At 73.4% G+C, this 19,486-nt stretch carries 15 protein-coding genes; 3 read left to right on the top strand and 12 right to left on the bottom strand.

From position 1 onward, the window contains the following. Positions 1-265 precede the first annotated feature (265 nt). Entirely contained in the window at positions 266-976 is a 711-nt protein-coding gene (locus AMK24_RS18695; protein ID WP_079190551.1) for a DUF5995 family protein, read from the top strand. A 140-nt stretch (positions 977-1,116) separates the two neighbouring features. Here the strand turns inward: AMK24_RS18695 and AMK24_RS18690 are convergent, their stop codons facing one another. The 5 genes from AMK24_RS18690 to AMK24_RS18670 form a co-directional block, all read right to left on the bottom strand. After that, positions 1,117-2,826 (bottom strand): flavin monoamine oxidase family protein, encoded by a 1,710-nt coding sequence (locus AMK24_RS18690; RefSeq protein ID WP_073769910.1) that lies wholly within the window; start codon positions 2,824-2,826, stop codon positions 1,117-1,119. A gap of 45 nt (positions 2,827-2,871) precedes the next feature. Beyond that, positions 2,872-3,669, bottom strand: coding sequence for a carbon-nitrogen hydrolase family protein (locus AMK24_RS18685; protein WP_073769909.1), 798 nt, complete (start codon positions 3,667-3,669; stop codon positions 2,872-2,874). A gap of 183 nt (positions 3,670-3,852) precedes the next feature. Beyond that, positions 3,853-4,311: an Lrp/AsnC family transcriptional regulator gene (locus AMK24_RS18680; RefSeq protein WP_073769908.1), complete on the bottom strand. Its 459-nt coding sequence runs from the start codon at positions 4,309-4,311 to the stop codon at positions 3,853-3,855. A gap of 126 nt (positions 4,312-4,437) precedes the next feature. Then, a complete protein-coding gene (locus AMK24_RS18675; protein WP_073769907.1) occupies positions 4,438-5,895 on the bottom strand; it encodes an aldehyde dehydrogenase family protein in 1,458 nt (485 codons plus the stop codon). A 174-nt stretch (positions 5,896-6,069) separates the two neighbouring features. Next, positions 6,070-7,536, bottom strand: coding sequence for a GuaB1 family IMP dehydrogenase-related protein (locus AMK24_RS18670; protein WP_073769906.1), 1,467 nt, complete (start codon positions 7,534-7,536; stop codon positions 6,070-6,072). 299 nt (positions 7,537-7,835) lie between these two features. On the opposite strand from AMK24_RS18670, the gene AMK24_RS18665 reads away from it, so the two are divergent. Next, positions 7,836-8,903 (top strand): terpene synthase family protein, encoded by a 1,068-nt coding sequence (locus tag AMK24_RS18665; protein ID WP_073769905.1) that lies wholly within the window; start codon positions 7,836-7,838, stop codon positions 8,901-8,903. Positions 8,904-8,965: 62 nt separating this feature from the next. Here AMK24_RS18665 and AMK24_RS18660 read toward each other — a convergent pair whose 3' ends face one another. The 4 genes from AMK24_RS18660 to fmt form a co-directional block, all read right to left on the bottom strand. Continuing rightward, the gene (locus tag AMK24_RS18660; RefSeq protein ID WP_073769904.1) at positions 8,966-9,961 is read right to left on the bottom strand and encodes a sugar-binding transcriptional regulator; all 996 of its coding nucleotides are present in this window, start codon (positions 9,959-9,961) and stop codon (positions 8,966-8,968) included. Positions 9,962-10,094: 133 nt separating this feature from the next. After that, the gene (gene rpe, locus AMK24_RS18655; RefSeq protein WP_073769903.1) at positions 10,095-10,778 is read right to left on the bottom strand and encodes a ribulose-phosphate 3-epimerase; all 684 of its coding nucleotides are present in this window, start codon (positions 10,776-10,778) and stop codon (positions 10,095-10,097) included. A 228-nt stretch (positions 10,779-11,006) separates the two neighbouring features. Next, positions 11,007-12,440 (bottom strand): RsmB/NOP family class I SAM-dependent RNA methyltransferase, encoded by a 1,434-nt coding sequence (locus AMK24_RS18650; RefSeq protein WP_073769902.1) that lies wholly within the window; start codon positions 12,438-12,440, stop codon positions 11,007-11,009. Between the two features lie 113 nt (positions 12,441-12,553). Next, on the bottom strand, positions 12,554-13,486 hold the full coding sequence (fmt, locus tag AMK24_RS18645; RefSeq protein ID WP_073769901.1) for a methionyl-tRNA formyltransferase: 933 nt from the start codon (positions 13,484-13,486) through the stop codon (positions 12,554-12,556). 267 nt (positions 13,487-13,753) lie between these two features. On the opposite strand from fmt, the gene AMK24_RS18640 reads away from it, so the two are divergent. Further along, on the top strand, positions 13,754-14,308 hold the full coding sequence (locus tag AMK24_RS18640; protein WP_073769900.1) for a hypothetical protein: 555 nt from the start codon (positions 13,754-13,756) through the stop codon (positions 14,306-14,308). A 141-nt stretch (positions 14,309-14,449) separates the two neighbouring features. Here the strand turns inward: AMK24_RS18640 and AMK24_RS18635 are convergent, their stop codons facing one another. The 3 genes from AMK24_RS18635 to coaBC form a co-directional block, all read right to left on the bottom strand. After that, positions 14,450-16,594: a primosomal protein N' gene (locus AMK24_RS18635; protein ID WP_073769899.1), complete on the bottom strand. Its 2,145-nt coding sequence runs from the start codon at positions 16,592-16,594 to the stop codon at positions 14,450-14,452. A 109-nt stretch (positions 16,595-16,703) separates the two neighbouring features. Further along, positions 16,704-17,912, bottom strand: coding sequence for a methionine adenosyltransferase (gene metK / locus AMK24_RS18630; protein WP_073769898.1), 1,209 nt, complete (start codon positions 17,910-17,912; stop codon positions 16,704-16,706). Positions 17,913-18,147: 235 nt separating this feature from the next. Continuing rightward, positions 18,148-19,356, bottom strand: coding sequence for a bifunctional phosphopantothenoylcysteine decarboxylase/phosphopantothenate--cysteine ligase CoaBC (gene coaBC, locus AMK24_RS18625; protein ID WP_073769897.1), 1,209 nt, complete (start codon positions 19,354-19,356; stop codon positions 18,148-18,150). Positions 19,357-19,486: the final 130 nt, after the last annotated feature.

The raw sequence follows: 19,486 nt of genomic DNA, 5'->3' as shown, positions 1-19,486 counted from the left end.
GCCGTCCCGCCCGGGCTTTGGACGGCGAACCGGACGGCGGCGGGCCGTGCCGAGGATCCGCGGCTCCGACCGCCGCCACCGCCGAGGCGACGGCCGGCGGGGCGGAGCGGCGGGCCGTGCTGCGGCGTCCGCGGTGAGCGGTACGGCGTCACAGGCGGGTGTCCGGCGCTCCTCGGCCTCCTCTTCCGGCGCCCTCGTTCGTCCGTTCCGATGAATCTCCAGCCGGTCGGCGCCGTGGCGGGCCGGTGGCTGGGACGCTCCGCGCATGACGCAGATCGAGCAGTCCGCGGTCCCGTTCGGCCCCGGCCGCCCGCCTCCGGGCGGCTTCCCGGTGATCGAACGTATGCGGGAATGGCGTTCCCGGTGGCCTGCGGGCGGCGGGGCGGCCGTCTTCAACACGGCCTATCTGGACGTCGTCGAGCGGGTGGCCCCGGCCCTCGGCCGGGTCGGCTGCGGCGACCGGGAGACCGCCGCCCTGCTGGGCGTGCGCTGCGCGGAACGCTATCTGTGGGCGGTGGAGACGGCGGCGGCGGGCGGTCGGCCGCCCCTGTGCTGGCGCCCTCTCCTCCCGTACCGCCGCCATCCCGGCGTACGCCCGCTGCAGTTCGCGCTCAGCGGTCTGCAGGCGCATGTGGGCCACGATCTGGTACTGGCGGTGGTGGACGCCTCTCGTACGCTCGGCTGTGATCCGGCGGAGCTGGAGGGGGAGTTCGAGCGGGTGGGCGATCTCCTCGCCCTGCTGGAGGAGCGCGTCCACGAGGAGCTGATGCCGGGCCCCGAAGCCCTGGGAATCACGGACCCGCTGACCCACCTGGTGAGTTCCTGGAGTCTGGAGCGGGCCCGGGAGGCGGCCTGGTCGGCGGCCCGGGTGCTCTGGCGGCTGCGGACGTTCCCCGCGCTGGCCGAGGAGTTCAGGCAGCGGACCGACGCGGGGGCGGGCCTGGTGGGGCGGATGCTGCTCACCCCCTGCCGCTGACGCGCGTCTCGGCCCCGGGGCCCGTCGTCATCCCGCCGGCGCCGCCCGAAGGACGGCCGGGCGGCGGTCGGCAGGGAGCCGGTCGGCGGGCGGCCGGGCCCCGGGCGGCGGGCGGCGGTCCGACGAGGGGCCGGCCCGGTTCAGTCCTCCGGAAGCTCGACCGGCGCGATCTCGTCGAAGACGTCGCCGGGACCGGGGTTGGTCGCGTCCGTCGCCCCGCCGAACTGGTGCATGACGCCCCACACGGCGTTCAGCGCGGTCTGCACGGCGCCCTCGGCCCAGCCGGCCGTCCAGGAGATGTCGTCCCCGGCGAGGAAGATGCCCCGCTTGTCCTCCGGCAGCCGGTCCTGCATGAAGTGGGTGAACAGCCGCCGCTGGTAGCGGTAGTGACCGGGCAGGTTGGCCTTGAACGCGCCCATGAACCAGGGCTCGTTCTCCCAGGAGACGGTGACCGGGTTGCCGATGACGTGGCTGCGGATGTCGACGTTCGGGTAGATCTCGCCGAGCGATTTCAGCATGACCTCCATGCGCTCCTTCGGCGAGAGCGGCAGCCACTTCAGGCTGTCGTCGCACCAGGTGTAGGAGAGGCAGATGACGGCGGGCCTGTCCGGCCCGTCGTCCAGGAGGTACGTCCCCCGGGTCATCCGGTCGGTGAGCGTCATCGACATGGTGTCGCGGCCGGTGGGGTTGCCCCGGTCGTCGACGGCCTTGTCCAGCCAGAACGGCCGGTCGACCGGGACGAACAGTTTGGACGACTCCATGTAGTGGGTGCGCTCCATCGCCGTCCAGTGGTCGATCGGGAAGAGCGCGTCGTCACAGTCGATCTTGGAGAGCAGCAGCCAGGACTGGCCCGTGAAGACGGCGGCCCGGAAGGTGCGGATGTCTCCGGTGGCGTCGGTGACCGTGATGCGGTTGCCCGCGGTACGGGTCAGCCGGGTCACGGCTCCGCGCGGCTCGCCCCCGTGCAGGGAGGAGAGCGAGGTGCCGAGCGGCCAGTGGACGATCTTCCGCGGCTCGCGCTCCCACAGGCGCAGCGGGAGCTGCTGGCTGCCGCCGACGATGCCGCGGTGGTGGTCGTCGGCCTCGGTGTAGACGACGCGCAGGATCTCGAGGATGGAGTTGGGGAAGTCGGTGTCCCAGCCGCCGGTGCCGAAGCCGACCTGCCCGAAGATCTCGCGGTGGCGGAAGGACTTGAAGGCCTCGGATTCGCAGAGGAAGCCGTAGAAGGTCTGGTTGTCGAGCCGTTCGACGAGCTGGGACCAGATCTCCCGGATGCGCGGGACGTCGCGCTCGCGCAGCGCCCGGTTCATGTCGGAGAAGTCGGCCCCCTCCTCCAGGCAGGCGGCCCAGGCGTCGGCCACGTCGCGGTAGACCTGCGGCAGGTCGTCGATGGTCTCGGCGTAGTGCGACTCGCCCTTGAGGTCCACGACGGTGGAGGGCGTGGCCGGGGAGAGCGGGTTGGGGAAGGGCCGGGTCTCCAGGCCCACCAGGTCGATGTAGTGCTGGAGCGCCGTGGAGGAGGGCGGGAAGCGCATCGCGCCCATCTCGGCGGTGAGGCCGGGGTCGCAGCCCTCGAAGCCGACGGTGCGCAGCCGGCCGCCGATCCGGTCGGCCTCGTAGACGACGGGCCTCAGCCCCATCTTCATCAGCTCGTACGCGGCGATGATCCCCGAGAGGCCGCCGCCGATGACGGCGACCTCCTGGCCGTGCTCGGTCGCCGGTATCTGCCCGATCCCCGCCGGGTGGGCGAGGAAGTCGTCGTACGCGTACGGGAAGTCCGGCCCGAACATGGTGATCGGCGGGGCGGCGGCGTCGGTGTGCTGGACGGCGTTGGGCACCGTGGACGTCATGGGGTGCGGACTCCTTGCGCGGTACGGGGTGGAGACGGGGCGGGCTCAGGCGAGGGAGCCGTACAGGCCGGGGCGGCGGTCGTGCAGATAGGGGTTGGCTTCGCGCGAGTCGGCCAGGAACTCCGGGTCCACCTCGCCGATCACGAGTTCCTCGCCGCGTCCGGCGCGGGTGCGCACGGTGCCGTCGGGACCGGCCAGGCAGCTGAGCCCGACGAACTCGAACTCCCCTTCGGGTCCGACCCGGTTGACGTACGCCACGTACATCTGGCTCTCGAAGGCCCGTACGGGGACGACGGATTCGGCGACGAACTGGAAGGGGTGCATCTGCGCGGTGGGCACCAGCAGCAGATCGGTGCCGGCCAGGGCGTGCGCCCGGACGTTCTCCGGGAACTCGACGTCGTAGCAGATCAGCAGGCCGATCCGGACGCCGTCCAGGTCGGCCTGGACGACGGTCCGCTCGCCGGGGGTGAACCACTCCTGCTCGAAGCAGCCGAAGAGGTGGGTCTTGCGGTAGTTCGCGAGCCGTGCGCCGTCGGGGCCGATGAGCTGGGAGGCGTTGAAGATCCGCTCCCCCTCGCGCTCCGGGTAGCCGTACAGGACGGCGAGCCCGTGGCGGCGGGCGATCTCCGCGACGGCCTCGGCGCCGGGCCCGTCGGCGGGTTCGGCCAGCTGGGGGACGGCGTCGCCGATGGCGTACCCGGTGAGGAACAGCTCGGGCGAGACCAGCAGCCGGGCCCCCGCCCCGGCGGCGCGCGCGGCGGCCTCGTCCAGCGCTTTCAGGTTCTCCGGGACGGCGCCGGGCCGTCCGGAACTCTGGAGCAGGGCGGTGCGCAACGACGGCATGGCTGACCTCGGGCGGTGCGGGCGGGGTGGGGAGACGTATCGAAGGTACGCGGCCCCGATCAGCCCGGACAAGGCGCGAGTGTTGCGCATCGACCGTCGATTCGTTGCGTGGCGAGCCCATCCCGCGACGAATCGTTGCGTCCGGCATCACCGCAGGTCAGCGGGGTGATGTGAGCCACTGCCTCAGACCGGCGGGGCCTCCGCCGAGTAGCGGCGCAGCAGTGGGGAGAGCACCAGGACGGACTTGGTCCGCTCGACGTACGGCTCGCCCGCGATCCGTTCCAGGACCTGTTCGAAGTGGCGCATGTCGGCGGCGAAGACCTGCACCACCGCGTCCGCGTCGCCGGTGACGGTGGAGGCGGAGGCGATCTCCGGGTAGCGGGCGAGGCCCTGCTTGATGGCGTCCGGCGAGGTGTTGCGGCTGCAGTAGATTTCGATGAACCCCTCGGTCTCCCAGCCGAGCGCGGCCGGGTCGACCCGCACGGTGAAGCCGGTGATCGCGCCTTCGGCGCGCAGCCGGTCCACGCGGCGCTTCACGGCGGGGGCGGAGAGGCCGACGACGGCGCCGATGTCGGCGTAGGAGCGCCGGGCGTCTTCGGCGAGGGCGTGGACGATGCGTTCGTCGAGGTCGTTCAGGCGCACGTCGGGCGGTTCACTTCTCTACGGTGGGTCGGGCTGGCGGGAGGCGGCGCGTGCCGCCTCCCGCAGTAGACCACGAGCCGCCGGGCGGACGGGCCCCGCGCAGTGCGGTGAACGGGTCGGAGGAGGTCAGAAGGGGAACTGCGAGCGGCCGTGCTGGATGGAGATCCACTTCTGGGTGGTGAACGCCTCGATCATCGAGTCGCCGTTCAGCCGGCCGAGGCCGGAGCTCTTCTCCCCGCCGAAGGGGACGATCGGCTCGTCGTGGACGGTGCCGTCGTTGATGTGGATCATGCCGGTGTGGACGCGCTGCCCGATCCGCACGCCGCGCTCGATGTTGCCGGTGTGGACGGCTCCGCTGAGCCCGTAGGGGGTGTCGTTGGCGATGCGGACGGCCTCGTCCTCGCCGTCGAAGGGGATCAGCAGGGCGACGGGCCCGAAGATCTCCTGCTGGAGGACGGGAGAGTCGGGGGCGAGGCCGGTGAGCACCGAGGGGCTGACCAGGTTGCCGTCGGCGCGGCCGTGCAGGAGGGCGGTGGCGCCGGCCGCCACGGTCTGGTCGACGAGCTTGGAGACGGACTCGGCCTGCGAGGAGTTGATCAGCGGGCCGATCTGGGTGGCCGGGTCGGCGGGGTCGCCCACGGTGAGCGAGGCGACCTTGGCGACGAACTTCTCGGTGAACTCGGCCTCCACGGCACGGTCGACCAGGATGCGGTTGGCGGCCATGCAGACCTGGCCCTGGTGGACGTAGCGGCTGAAGACCGCCGCGTCGACGGCGTAGTCCACGTCCGCGTCGTCGAGGACGATCAGGGCGCTGTTGCCGCCGAGTTCGAGGACGGCGCGCTTGAGGTTGGTGGCGCAGACGGTGGCGACGTGGCGGCCGACCTTGTCCGAACCGGTGAAGGAGATGACCTGCGGGACGGGGTGCTCCAGCAGGGTGTCGCCGATCTCCGCGATGTCGGTGATCACCACGTTCAGCAGGCCGGCGGGCAGCCCGGCGTCCTCGAAGACCTTGGCCAGCAGGGTGCCGCCGCAGATCGGGGTGTTCTGGTGCGGCTTGAGGACGACGGCGTTGCCGAGGGCCAGCGCGGGCGCGACGGACTTGAGGGAGAGCAGGAAGGGGAAGTTGAACGGGCTGATCACGCCGACGACCCCGACGGGCACCCGGTAGACGCGGTTCTCCTTGCCCTCCGTCGGGGAGGGGAGGATCTGCCCGGCGGGGCGCAGGGCCAGCTGGATCGCCTCGCGGAGGAACTCCTTGGCCAGGTGCAGTTCGAAGGCGGCCTTCAGCCGGGTGCCGCCGAGTTCGGCGACGATCGCCTCGCTGATCTCCGGCTCGCGCTCCTCGACGATGCGCAGCGCCTTCTCCAGGACGGCCCGCCTGCTGTACGGGTTGGTGTCCGCCCACGCCTGCTGGGCCCGCTCCGCCGCGCGGTACGCCTGGTCGACCTCGTCCGCGGTGGCCACCGGGATCGAGGCGAGCTTCTCCCCGTCGAACGGGTTGAAGTCGATGATGTCCCAGGAACCCTTCCCCGGCCTCCACTCGCCGTCGATGTACTGGTGGGCCAGGTCAGTGAAGAAGGACATGAGATCCCTTACCGCAGAGAGGGCGGGCAGCTGAGTGCGCTTCATATTACTTATATCGCAACAGAGTTGTAGCGCCTCCCCGGCCGCCCGGGGCGCGGAGGAAGCACCCGGAACGGCCCTGCCCCCGCCCGGGCGGAACACGGGTGGGGGCAGGGCCGTCGGAGCCGGGCGGGATCAACTCCAGCTGGCGTGCAGCGGCTTGCCCTCGGCGTAACCGGCGGCGCTCTGCACGCCGACGACCGCCTTCTCGGCGAACTCCGCGAGGGAGCCGGCGCCGGCGTAGGTGCAGGAGGAGCGGACCCCGGCGATGATCGAGTCGATCAGGTCCTCCACGCCCGGGCGCGCCGGGTCGAGGAACATCCGCGAGGTGGAGATGCCCTCCTCGAACAGCGCCTTGCGGGCGCGGTCGTACGAGGACTCCTCCGAGGTGCGGTTCTTCACCGCGCGGGCCGAGGCCATCCCGAAGGACTCCTTGTAGTAACGGCCGTCCGCGGACTGCTGGAGGTCGCCGGGCGACTCGTACGTGCCCGCGAACCAGGAGCCGATCATCACGTTGGACGCGCCGGCGGCGAGTGCCATGGCGACGTCGCGCGGGTGCCGGACTCCGCCGTCCGCCCAGACGTGCTTGCCGTGCTTCTTCGCCTCGGCCGCGCACTCCAGGACGGCGGAGAACTGCGGGCGCCCGACGCCGGTCATCATCCGGGTGGTGCACATGGCGCCGGGGCCGACGCCGACCTTGATGATGTCGGCCCCCGCCTCGATGAGGTCGCGCACGCCCTCGGCGGCGACGATGTTGCCCGCCACGATCGGCACCCGGGGGTCGAGCGCGCGGACGGCCTTCACCGCGCTGATCATCGACTCCTGGTGGCCGTGGGCGGTGTCCACGACGAGGACGTCGGCGCCCGCCTCCAGAAGCTGTGCGGCCTTGCCGGCCACGTCGCCGTTGATGCCCACGGCTGCGGCGACGCGCAGCTTGCCCCGGGCGTCGGTGGCGGGGGTGTAGAGGGTGGCGCGCAGGGCGGCCTTGCGGGTGAGGATGCCGACGAGGCGGCCGTGCGCGTCGACGGCGGGGGCGAGCTTGCGGTTGGCGCCGTCGAGCTTGTTGAAGGCGTCGCGCGGGTCGATGTCCGCGTCGAGGACCACCAGGTCCTTGGACATGACCTCGGAGAGCTGGGTGAAGCGGTCGACGCCGGTGAGGTCGTGGTCGGTGACGACGCCCACGGGACGGCGGTCGGCGTCCACGACGACGCCCGCGCCGTGCGCGCGCTTGGGCAGCAGCGACAGGGCGTCGGCGACGGTCTGGCCGGGGGCCAGCTCGATCGGGGTGTCGAGGACCAGGTGGCGCGTCTTGACCCAGGAGATGACGTCGGTGACGACCTCGATCGGGATGTCCTGGGGAATGACGACGAGGCCGCCGCGGCGGGCGACGGTTTCAGCCATGCGGCGGCCCGCGATCGCGGTCATGTTGGCGACCACGAGCGGGATGGTGGTGCCGGTCCCGTCGGGCGACGAGAGGTCCACGCCCTGCCGGGAGCCGACCGCGGAGCGGCCCGGCACCATGAAGACGTCGTCGTACGTGAGGTCGTACGGGACCGCGGGGGACTCTGTGTAGCGACCGGTGCCCGGCTCAAGAAAGCGCATAACACTCATTTTTTCATACGAAACGGTGCAGGTCGTTTCCACGAAGACACAGCAAAGGACCCCCGTGTTCGTATGTTCCTCCGAGGAGGCGGCCGGGGGCCCCGGGCAAGTGGAACCTGCCTTACCCGCGGACCTTACCCGAACAGGATTCGAATCATTCGTGATCACCATCCCTGGACCAGGTGACAAGGGCTCAGGTAGCTTCAAAGCCGCAGGTCTCGGGGGTGCCGGAAGCGTCGACGCCGACTCGGCGGCTCCCCCGGGCACACCGTTTGACCGGAGAGGATCCCGATCCGCCTGTGGACAGCGAACTGCCGGACATCTACTGCCCGTTCCCGCAGCGGACCAACCCGCACGTAGCCCGTACACGGGAGCATCTGGACGCCTGGACCAGACAGACCGGCCTGGTCCACCGGGAGTCCGCGAGGCACCGGTTCGAACAAGCCGATTTCGGGGCGTTCGTCGGCATGGTCTACCCGACCGCCGACGCGGAACACCTCGATCTGGTGGCGGACTGGTTCGTCTGGCTCTTCCTCGTCGACGACCAGCTCGACGACGGCCACCTCGGCCGGTCGCCCGAACGGGTGAGGGACGTGGTGGAGCGGATGCGCGCGGTGGTCGACGGCTCCGCCCCCGAGCCGCTGCCGGGGGAGGAGGTCCCGGCCGCCGTGACCGCCCTGGCCGACCTGTGGAAACGTACGACCCCGAACGCCGCCCCGCACTGGCGGACCCGGTTCGCCTGGCACCTGGTGTCCTACCTCACGACCGCCACGACCTGGGAGGCGGGAAACCGCGCCGACGGGGTGGTGCCCTCGGAGGAGACGTACATCGCCAAGCGGCGGCACACCGGCGCCATCCACGTCTGCATGGACCTCATAGAGATCGTGGCGCGGATCGAGGCCCCGGAGTCGATCCACAACGACCCCCGCTTCATCACCGCCCTGGAAGCCGCCTGCAACCACGTGTGCTGGGCGAACGACGTCTACTCCTTCGAGAAGGAGCAGGTGCTCGGCGAGATCCACAACCTGGTCCACCTGGTCCGCCACCACCGGGGCCTCGGCGAGCAGGAGGCGCTGGACCACGTCGCGGAGCGCCTGGCGATGGAGACCGAGCGGTTCCTGACCGCCGAGGACGAGCTGCTGGAGCTGTATCCGGAGCTGTCCGGGCTGCTGGTGCCCTACCTCGACGGGATGCGGAGCTGGATGCGGGGCAACCTGGACTGGTCGCGCCGGACGCCCCGGTACAACCCCGCCGACGTGGGCCAGTACGAGGAGCCCGAGGAGTATCTGGAGGAGACCGTGCTGGGCATCCCCTCGGCGCGCGGCGAGGCCGTCCCGTGCGCGGCCAAGGCGCCGCCGGCCGGCTGAGGGACCGCGTGCTGAGGGCCGGGCCCCCGAGAGGGGGCCCGGCCCTCAGCACGTACGGGGCGTCACTCGCCGTCGGGGTCGGCGCGCTCCAGCGCCGGGCGGACGCCCGCCGCGGACTCGGTGAGCAGGTAGTCGGCCGCGGCCGTGTCCGTCACCAGACTGGTGACCAGACCGGAGCGCAGCACCGCCCCGATCGCCGCCGCCTTGCGCTGGCCCCCCGCGATCGCGACCACCTCGGGGATCCGGCGCAGCCGGTCCGCCTCCACGGTGATGCAGCGCTCCCCCAGGTCGCGGCCGACCCGGCGGCCGTCGGCGTCGAAGAGGTGCGCGGACATCTCGGCGGCGACGCCGAGCGAGGCGTAGTGGGCGCGCTCCGCGTCCGAGAGCATGTCGTGGACGGTGGAGATGCCCGGCTCCCAGGAGCCGATGGAGACGGCGGCGACCGTCACCTTGTCGAAGTACTCGAAGGCGCGGGCGATCCCCGTCTGATCGCGCAGCGCGGCGGCCGTCGCGGGATCCGGCAGCAGCATCGGGGCGTAGATGGGGTGCGCCTCCCCGCCGGAGACCTGGGCCGCCCTGCGGACCGCCTCGACCGAGCCGCGCTCCGCGGTCCCCGCGTCGTACACCCCGGTCAACTGGACCACCGTGCACGGCGGGAGCCTGTCCAGCGCGGCCGCCATGTGGATGGTGGAGCGGCCCCAGGCCAGGCCGAGCACATCGCCCTCGGCCACCAGTTCACCCAGGAGGTCGGCCGCGACCTCGCCCAGGTTCTCCGGGTCGGCGGCGTCGTCCTGCTCCTCGGCCGGGGACTCCACGACCACCGCGTGCCGCAGCCCGTAGCGGGCGCGCAGGGCGTCGGAGCGTTCGGCGTCCAGCTCGGCCGGGACCCGGATCTCGATCCGTACGAGATCGCGTTCGAGGGCGGTCTCCAGGACCCGGGCCACCTTGAAGCGGCTCACGCCGAACTCCTCGGCGATCTGGATCTTGGATTTGCCCTCCAAGTAGAACCGGCGGGCCATGGCCGCCGCCTGCACCAGCTCCGCGGGCCCCATCCGCATGGCTGACCGACCCGCCGAGATGCCAGACACCGCGATCTCCTCACTGCTGTTCACACGCCCGATACGCCGCTCATCCTGTCAGATCCGGCGATCCTTGATCGGCCCTGTCGGACCGCGTTCATCTGCCCTTGGTTCAGTGGTCGCACGCCCAGGGGGCGACGGCCGTGACCGCGTCCGCCTGCGCCCGCAGCCCCCGCACCGCCGCCGCCGGGTCCGCCGCACCGTAGACCGCGGATCCGGCCACGAAGACGTCCGCGCCCGCCTCGGCGCACCGCTCGATGGTGGAGGCCGAGACCCCGCCGTCGACCTGGAGCCACAGTTCGAGTCCGTGCTTGGCGATCAGCTCCCGGGTGCGGCGGATCTTCGGCAGCATGATGTCGAGGAACGCCTGGCCTCCGAAGCCCGGCTCGACCGTCATGATCAGCAGCATGTCCAGCTCGGGGAGCAGGTCCTCGTACGGCTCGATCGGCGTCGCGGGCTTGAGCGCCATCGAGGCGCGCGCGCCCTTCGCCCGGATCTCGCGCGCGAGGCGCACCGGCGCGGCCGCGGCCTCCGCGTGGAAGGTGACGGATCCGGCCCCGGCCTCCACGTACCGCGGCGCCCAGCGGTCCGGGTCCTCGATCATGAGGTGGCAGTCCAGCGGGGTGTCCGTGGCCTTGCCGAGCGCCTCCACGATCGGCACGCCGAGGGTCAGGTTGGGCACGAAGTGGTTGTCCATGACATCGACATGGAGCCAGTCCGCGCCTTCGACGGCCTTCGCCTCCTCGGCGAGACGCGCGAAATCGGCGGACAGGATGCTGGGGTTGATCTGCGCCATGACCCAAGCCTGCCACGTTCGGACCCGGTTCCCCGCCTCGATGCGCCACGAAAACGCGCTCGGCCCTCACAGTCCGCGCATTCTGGGCATTTTGCCGGCGCTTTGCCGTTCTTTTCGCCCTCGGCGGGGCCGGGCCCGCGCGGTCTCCCTCCTCAGGCGCGACGAGATCCGGCCGCCGGAAGGACGGGCGAGCAGGGCCGGGGCCGCCGAGCGGGGGCGGAAGGGCGCTCAGCCGGTCCGGCGCAGCAGGGCCAGGTACATCGCGTCGGTGCCGTGCAGATGGGGCCAGAGCTGGACGTCGGGCCCCTCCCCCAGGGCGGGCACCCCGGGGAGCAGCGGCCGGGCGTCGATCCACTCCGCCTCCACCGGCTCCCCGCCCCGCCCCTTGAGCACGTCCTCGACGACGACCCGCGTCTCCGCGAGATGCGGCGAACAGGTCGCGTAGCCGACCGCGCCGCCGACCCGTACGGCCTTCAACGCCTCGCGCAGGAGACCGCGTTGAAGCGGAGCGAAGGCTTCCAGGTCCTCGGGCCGGCGCCGCCAGCGCGACTCGGGCCGCCGCCGCAGCGCACCGAGGCCCGAGCAGGGCACGTCCATCAGGATCCGGTCGAAGCTGCCGGGCAGCCACGGCGGACGGGTGCCGTCCGCCGTGATCACCTGGTACGGGCCGGGGTTGCCGGCGAGCGCCCGCTCGACCAGCCGGGCGCGGTGCGGCTGCTTCTCGGCGGCCAGCAGGACGACGCCGCGCTCGGCGGCGAGCGCGGCGAGGAGCGCGGCCTTGCCGCCGGGGCCCGCGCAGCCGTCCAGCCAGCGGGTGTCGCGGCCCTCGACGGGGGCGGCGGCCAGCGCGGCGGCGACGAGCTGGCTGCCCTCGTCCTGGACGCCCGCCCGGCCCTCCTGGACCGCCGCCAGCGCACCGGGCTCGCCGCCCTCGGCCATCCGCACGGCATACGGGGACCAGCGGCCCGGCAGGGAGTTGTCCTCCCCCAGGGCCGTGGCCAGCTCCTCGGTGGTGGCGCGGCCGGGGCGGGCGACCAGGGTCACCTCCGGGCGCTCGTTGTCGGCCTCCAGCAGGTCCTCGACGCCCGCCCGGCCGCCGCCCAGCGCGTCCCAGAGCGCGGAGACGATCCAGCGGGGGTGGGAGTGGACGACGGCGAGGTGGTCCTCGGCGTCCTCGTCGTACGGCGGGGCGACCTTCTCCACCCAGCCGTCGAGGTCGTGCGCGCTGACCTTGCGCAGGACCGCGTTGACGAACTTCGCACGCCCCTCCCCCAGCACCACCCGGGCCAGCTCCACGCTGGCGGAGACCGCCGCGTGGGTGGGGATACGGGTGCCGAGCAGCTGGTGGACGCCCATGTTCAGGACGTCGAGGACCGGCGGGTCCACCTCGCGCAGGGGCCGGTCGATGCAGGCCGCCACGATCGCGTCGTACGTGCCCTGACGGCGCAGGGTGCCGTAGACCAGCTCGGTCGCCAGCGCCGCGTCCCGGCCGTCGAAGTCCCCCTTGGCGCGGGCCTTCTTCAGCAGCGGCGGCAGCACCAGGTTGGCGTACGCGTCGCGCTCGTCCACGGCCCGCAGCGCCTCGAAGGCGAGGAAGCGGACCGGGTCCTTCTTGGGCCGGCGGTGGGGCTTGGCGGGACGGCGACGCGGCTGGTCGTTCACGTGAAAGGTGCTCCGCTGGAGGTGAGGGGGCGAACGCTCCCAGCGTACGTCGCCGCTCCCGGCCCTTCGAACGAGAGGGGCCGGCGCCCGCCGGCCCCCGGTCGTCCCGGGCGCTACGCCCCCAGCAGTTCGCCGTGGGCGATGCGGACGCCGCGCGCCCAGTCGGCGGCCCGCATCGGCTTCTTGCCCTGCGGCTGGACCCAGAGCAGCTCGACGGCGTGCGACCCGGTGCCCGCGTACACGTTGTTCTTGGCGCTCGACAGCTCGCCGGGCGCCAGATCGGTGCGCTCCAGCACCGGGGCGGCCTGGACGAGCTTGAGCCGCTCGCCGCGGAAGAGCGTCCATGCGCCGGGGGCGGGGGTGCAGCCGCGCACCACGCGGTCCACCCGCAGGGCGGGCGCGGACCAGTCGATCCGGGCGTCCTCCACGGTGATCTTCGGGGCCAGGGTGACGCCCTCGGACGGCTGGGGCACGGCGTGCAGCGTGCCGTCCTCGATGCCGTCCATGGTGGCGGCGAGCAGCCCCGCACCGGCGAAGGCGAGCCGGGTGAGCAGATCGCCGCTGGTGTCGGTGGGGCGGACCTCCTCGGTGAGGACGCCGTACACCGGGCCGGAGTCCAGGCCCTCCTCGATCAGGAAGGTCGAGGCGCCGGTCACCTCGTCCCCGGCCATCACCGCGTGCTGGACCGGCGCCGCGCCGCGCCAGGCGGGCAGCAGCGAGAAGTGCAGGTTGACCCAGCCCCGGGCGGGCACGTCGAGGGCGATCTTGGGCAGCAGGGCCCCGTAGGCGACGACCGGGCAGCAGTCCGGGGCGATCTCGCGCAGCCGGGCGAGGAACTCCTCGTCCCGGGGCCTGGCGGGTTTGAGCACCTCGATCCCGGCCTCCTCCGCCCGCTCGGCCACCGGGCTCGCGACGAGCCTGCGGCCCCGGCCCGCCGGGGCGTCCGGACGGGTCACGACGGCGGCCACCTCGTGGCGGTCGGAGGCGATCAGGGCGTCCAGGGCGGGGACGGCGACTTCGGGGGTGCCGGCGAAGACGAGCTTCATGGGTGGCTGACTGCCTCTCGGGCCAAGACGTACGGTGACGAGCAGCACACCAGTCTAGAGTCTTCGGGCGGGCCGGACCCGGGCAGCCCTGCGGGCGGGCGGCGACTACGGGGGCGTACGCGCGCCGCGCGCGCCCCGCGCATATGTGCATACGCCCCGACAGCGTGACCACATACCCGGCTCGGGCGTTGGTCAAAGGAGATTGACCGAAGCGGGCCGCCCCGACGCGGCCCGATCCCTTTCAACGCCGGTTCGAGAGGCTTCTTCATGGCCGACCACGCAACGCACGACGCCCAAGCGCGGGCCAGTCTGCATCTTCTGGTGCGGGACATCGAGCGGGTCCGGCGGCAGGTGGACGCGCTGCGCACCCTCACCGCCCAGCTGGGCAACGTCTACCGCCCGCGCCGCTCCGGCCCCTCCGCGGGCTTCGTCGTCTACGGCAGGGCCCCGGCCCCCACCGTCCGCCTCGCGCAGGAGCTGCGGGACAGCGTCGAGACCCTGGTCACCGCCGCGGTGGACTTCGACCGTTCGCTGGGCTTCTCCTGGGACGCGGTGGGCTCCGCCCTCGGCGTCACCAAGCAGGCGGTGCACCGTCGGTACGGGGCGCGCCGCGCCACCCCGCAGCCCGCCGCCGAGGCGGGCGGCGAGGTGGGGTCCGTGGCGCGCCCGGCACCCGTCTCCGCCGGTCTCTCCGGGGCCCCGGGCTCCCCGGCGCCCTCGGTCCCCGCCGCCCGTTCGATGCCGCCGCAGCCTTCCACGGGCCAGCAGGCCGCCCGCGAGGAGCTGCGCCCCGGCGCCTTCCCGGGCCCCCGCAACGGCTGACCCCGCACCCCCTCTTCCCTCCCCCTGCCCCGCCGTGCCGGTCGCGCGGCGGGCAGTCGCCCGTCCGGGGCCCGGGGAAGACGGCCCCGGGCAGGGGAAGCCGTCCCGGGCCCCGGAGGCGCCCGCGTCGCCGCCGGCGCCTCAGCCGATGTCGGGCGGGTCGATCCTGATGCGGACCGGGTCCGTGGCGCCCTTGGCCATCCGAGCGGCGAGCGCCGTCTTCAGGGCTCGAGCGAGCGCCGCCCCCCGGCCCGGGACCACCCGGACCAGGGCGCGTTCCCAGCTCTCGCCCGGCGGGGCGTCGCCCGGCCTGCGGGGCCTGCCGGGCTCGGCCGCGGGGAGCGGCACCGGCCCCAGGACCTCGGCCTCCGGCGGCAGTCCCGCGGTGTGGAGGAAGGCCGCCAGGGCATCGGCCGGTCCGGTCACCGAGGCCATCCGGGAGACCGGAGGGAAGCCCAGCTCGGCCCGCTCCGCCAGCTCCCGCCGGGCGAACCCCGCCGGATCCCAGCGCACCAGCGCCTGCACCGCGCGCTCCGTCGGCTCGGCCACGATCACCACCGTGCCCCCCTCGTCCTGGCCGCGCACCAGGGCCGCCGCCGCCGTCCACCGGCGCAGCGCCTCCTCCCCCGCCCGCAGATCGGGGCGGCCGAGCATGGCCCAGCCGTCCAGCAGCAGGGCCGCCGCGTAGCCGCCCTCGGCGACGGGCTCCGCGCCCGGCGTGGAGACGACGAGGGCCGGGGCGTCGGGCACCGCGTCCAGGATGTGGTCGCGCCCCGAGGTGCGGACGGGCACGGCGGGGAAGGCCCGCCCCAGCTCCTCCGCCGTGCGGCGGGCCCCGACGACCTGGGCGCGCAGCCGGGGGGAGCCGCACTCAGCGCACTGCCAGGCCGTCTCGGCCCGGCCGCACCACACGCAGTCCAGGTCCCGCTGGTCCGGAGCCTGGAGGGGTCCGGCGCAGCGTCGGCACCGGGCGGGCGTGCGGCAGCGCTCGCAGGCCAGGCGGGGGGCGTACCCCCGGCGGGGCACCTGGACCAGCACCGGGCCGCTGCGCAGTCCGTCGCGCACGGCCCCCCAGGCGAGGCTGGGCAGCCGGGCCGAGCGGGCGGCCCCGTCCCGGGCCAGCTCGCCGTCCCCGACCGTACGGATCAGGGGGGCGGCCCGGCGCAGCCGCTCGCGGTCCGCGAGGAGGGGCAGCGCCCAGCCGCTCTCCACGAGCTGGGCGGCCTCGACCGTGCAGCTGGTCCCGCCGAGCAGGAAGCCGCAGCGGCCCTGGGCCGCGCGCAGCTCCAGGACCTCGCGGACGTGCGGGAAGGGGGCGTTGTCGTCGCTGTGGCTGGAGTCTCCGTCGTCCCAGACGACCACGAGCCCGAGGTCGCGGACGGGGGCGAACATGGCGGCCCGGGTCCCGACGACCGCCCGCACCGAGCCCCGGCGCACCGCGAGCCACTGGCGGTAGCGCTTCTCGGGGCCGGACTCGGCGGTCAGCAGGGCGTGCCGGCCCGGGCCGAGGGCTTCGGCCAGGGCCGCGTCGACCCGTGCGGCGGCCCGTCCGTCCGGGACGACGACGAGGGCGCCGCGCCCCGAGGAGAGCGTCGCCGCGACGGCCCCGGCGATCTCGGCGGGCCAGTGCGGTCCCGGCAGGGCGGTCCACACGGCGCGCGGCGCCCCGCCGTCCGCCAGGGCACGTAGGAAGGCCGGGCCCTGCGCGTAGCGGTCCCAGGCGCCCGGCCGCGGGGGCGGGGGCGGCGGCAGCGGCTCCGGGGAGGGCTTGGACTCGGCACGGGCGTTACGGGGCGGGACGGCGAGCTGGACGACGTCGGCGAGGCTGCCCGCGTACCGGTCGGCCACGGCGCGGCAGAGGGCGAGCAGGTCGGGCCCGAGCACCGGCTCCGGGGAGACCACGGAGGCGAGGGCGGCCAGCGCCCCCCGGTAGTCGGAGTCGGCGCGGCGCTCGACGATGAAGCCGTCGATCAGGCCGCCGCCCTCGCGCCGCCCGCCCTGGACGTTGCGCCCCCCGGCGCCGAAACGGACCCGCACCCGGACGCCGGGCCGGGCGTCGGCGGCCAGTTCCTCGGGGACCGCGTAGTCGAAGAACTGGTCCAGGTGGAGCACGCCCTTGTTCACCAGGACGCGGGCGACGGGCAGTTCACCGGCGAGGGCCGCGCCGCGCCAGGTCCGCGGCTTGGCGCGCGGCGCCTTCGCCCGGCGGACGGTCTCGCGGATCAGCGCCAGCTGTTCCGGCGCCCCGGCTCCGGTCTCGGCGGACGGCTCGCTCTCGCTGCTCACAGCTGCATTCCTACCAGAGGGGGCGGACAGCGCCGGGGGACGGCAGCGGGGCCCGGACACCGCGTTCGGTGTCCGGGCCCCGCTGCCGTGTCCTGCCGGGGACGCTCGCCTACAGACCGGCGGCGGCGCGCAGGGCGTCCACGCGGTCGGTGCGCTCCCAGGTGAAGTCGGGCAGCTCACGGCCGAAGTGGCCGTAGGCGGCGGTCTGGGCGTAGATCGGGCGGAGCAGGTCGAGGTCCCGGATGATCGCGGCCGGGCGGAGGTCGAAAACCTCTCCGATCGCGTGCTCGATCTTCTCGGTGTCGACCGCGGCGGTGCCGAAGGTCTCGACGAAGAGCCCCACGGGCTCGGCCTTGCCGATCGCGTACGCGACCTGGACCTCGCAGCGGGCGGCGAGGCCGGCGGCGACGACGTTCTTGGCGACCCAGCGCATCGCGTAGGCGGCGGAGCGGTCGACCTTGGACGGGTCCTTGCCCGAGAAGGCGCCGCCGCCGTGGCGGGCCATGCCGCCGTAGGTGTCGATGATGATCTTGCGGCCGGTGAGGCCGGCGTCGCCCATCGGGCCGCCGATCTCGAAGCGGCCGGTCGGGTTCACCAGGAGGCGGTAGCCCTCGGTGTCCAGCTTGATGCCGTCCTCGACGAGCTGCGCGAGCACGTGCTCGACGACGAACTCGCGGATGTCGGGGGCGAGCAGCGAGTCCAGGTCGATGTCGGAGGCGTGCTGCGAGGAGACGACCACCGTGTCCAGCCGGACCGCCTTGTCACCGTCGTACTCGATGGTGACCTGGGTCTTGCCGTCGGGGCGCAGGTAGGGGATGGTCCCGTTCTTGCGCACCTCGGACAGCCGCCGCGAGAGGCGGTGCGCGAGGTGGATGGGGAGCGGCATCAGCTCGGGGGTCTCGTCGCAGGCGTACCCGAACATCAGGCCCTGGTCGCCCGCGCCCTGCTTGTCGAGCTCGTCCTCATCGCCCTCGACCCGCTTCTCGTACGCGGTGTCGACGCCCTGGGCGATGTCCGGCGACTGCGCGCCGATCGATACCGAGACGCCGCAGGAAGCACCGTCGAAGCCCTTTTTGGAGGAGTCGTAACCGATCTCCAGAACCTTGTTGCGCACGAGGGTGGGGATGTCGGCGTAGGCCTTGGTGGTGACCTCGCCCGCGACATGCACCAGACCGGTGGTGATCAAGGTTTCGACGGCTACGCGCGAGGAGGGGTCCTCGATGAGGAGCGCGTCGAGAATCGTGTCGCTGATCTGGTCAGCGATCTTGTCGGGGTGACCTTCGGTGACGGATTCCGAGGTGAAGAGACGGCGGGACACATCGCTCCCTGGGGTTGCAGCGGCTGCTGGCTGATCATGGGTGGCGCGTCCGAGAGCTGCGCTCGGCGCGTGCCGTCCGCCAGCTTATCGGTCGCATCCGACGACCGGGCCAGGTGTCTCGCTCTTTGGGAGGTTCGTGACGTGCGCCACGCACCGCACCGGTAGGACGATCCGACCGCTCCGACCGTCGATTTGCGTCGTACGGAAGGGTTTCGCTCGCCCGGAGGAGGGAGGGTCACCGCGTCCGGAACCTCTCCGAAACCAGATCCCACACCGTGTCGGCGAGAGCTTCCTTGGGACCGTACGGGACCGGGGTCTCCCGGCCGTCGGCGGCGAGGACGACCGCCTCGTTCTCCTCCGCGCCGAAGGTCCTGCGCTCCCCCACCTCGTTGACCACGAGGAGGTCGCACCCCTTGCGGCGCAGCTTCGTCCGGCCGTTGGCCAGGACGTCGTCGGTCTCGGCGGCGAACCCGACGACCAGCTGTCCGGGCCGGGCCCGCTCGGCGGAGACCTCGGCGAGGATGTCGGGGTTGCGGACCAGGGCGACGGCGGGGGCCTCCTCGCCGTCCTTCTTCTTGATCTTGCCGGTGGCGTACTCGGCGGGGCGGAAGTCGGCGACGGCGGCGGCCATCACCACGACGTCCGCCTCGGGGGCGGCCTTCAGCACGGCCTCGCGGAGCTGGACGGCCGTGCCCACGCGCACGACGTCGGCCCCGGCCGGGTCGGCCAGCCCGGTGTTGGCCTCGATCAGGGTGACCCGGGCGCCCCGGGCCACGGCGGTCCGCGCCAGCGCGTACCCCTGCTTGCCGGAGGAGCGGTTGCCCAGGAAGCGGACCGGGTCGAGCGGTTCGCGGGTGCCGCCGGCGCTGATCACCACGTGGCGGCCCGCGAGGTCGGGCTCGGCGACCCCGCGCGCCAGCACGCGGCGGCAGACCTCGAAGATCTCGCCGGGGTCCGGCAGCCTGCCCTTGCCGGTGTCGGCGCCGGTGAGCCGGCCGACCGCGGGCTCGACGACGACCGCGCCCCGGCGGCGCAGGGTGGCGACGTTCTCCTGGGTGGCCGGGTGCTCCCACATCTCCGTGTGCATCGCGGGGGCGAAGACCACCGGGCAGCGCGCGGTCAGGAGCGTGTTGGTGAGCAGGTCGTCGGCGAGCCCGTGGGCCGCCTTGGCCAGCATGTCCGCGGTGGCCGGGGCGACCACCACGAGGTCGGCCTCCTGCCCGATCCGCACGTGCGGGACCTCGTGGACGTCCTGCCAGACCTCGTTGGAGACCGGGTGGCCGGAGAGCGCCGACCAGGTGGCCGCCCCCACGAAGTGCAGCGAGGCGGCGGTCGGCACGACCCGTACGTCGTGGCCGGACTCGGTCAGCCGCCGCAGCAGCTCGCACGCCTTGTAGGCGGCGATGCCCCCGCTGACCCCCAGGACCACCTTCGGCTTGTCCACTGCGTCTCCCCGCACTCGGCGCCGTCACGGCGACATGAGGGCGCAACGTCCTGTTGCGCCTGCCGGTCCATGCTGCCTCACCGCGTGCGGCGCGCCCATCCGGCCCCGGACACACCTCAGGCCCGGCGGA

This window comes from Streptomyces sp. CB02366 (assembly GCF_001905905.1).
In the GTDB taxonomy this organism is placed as follows: domain Bacteria; phylum Actinomycetota; class Actinomycetes; order Streptomycetales; family Streptomycetaceae; genus Streptomyces.
Note: the sequence above shows the minus strand (reverse complement) of the source record. Positions and strands in the feature narration are given on the sequence as shown.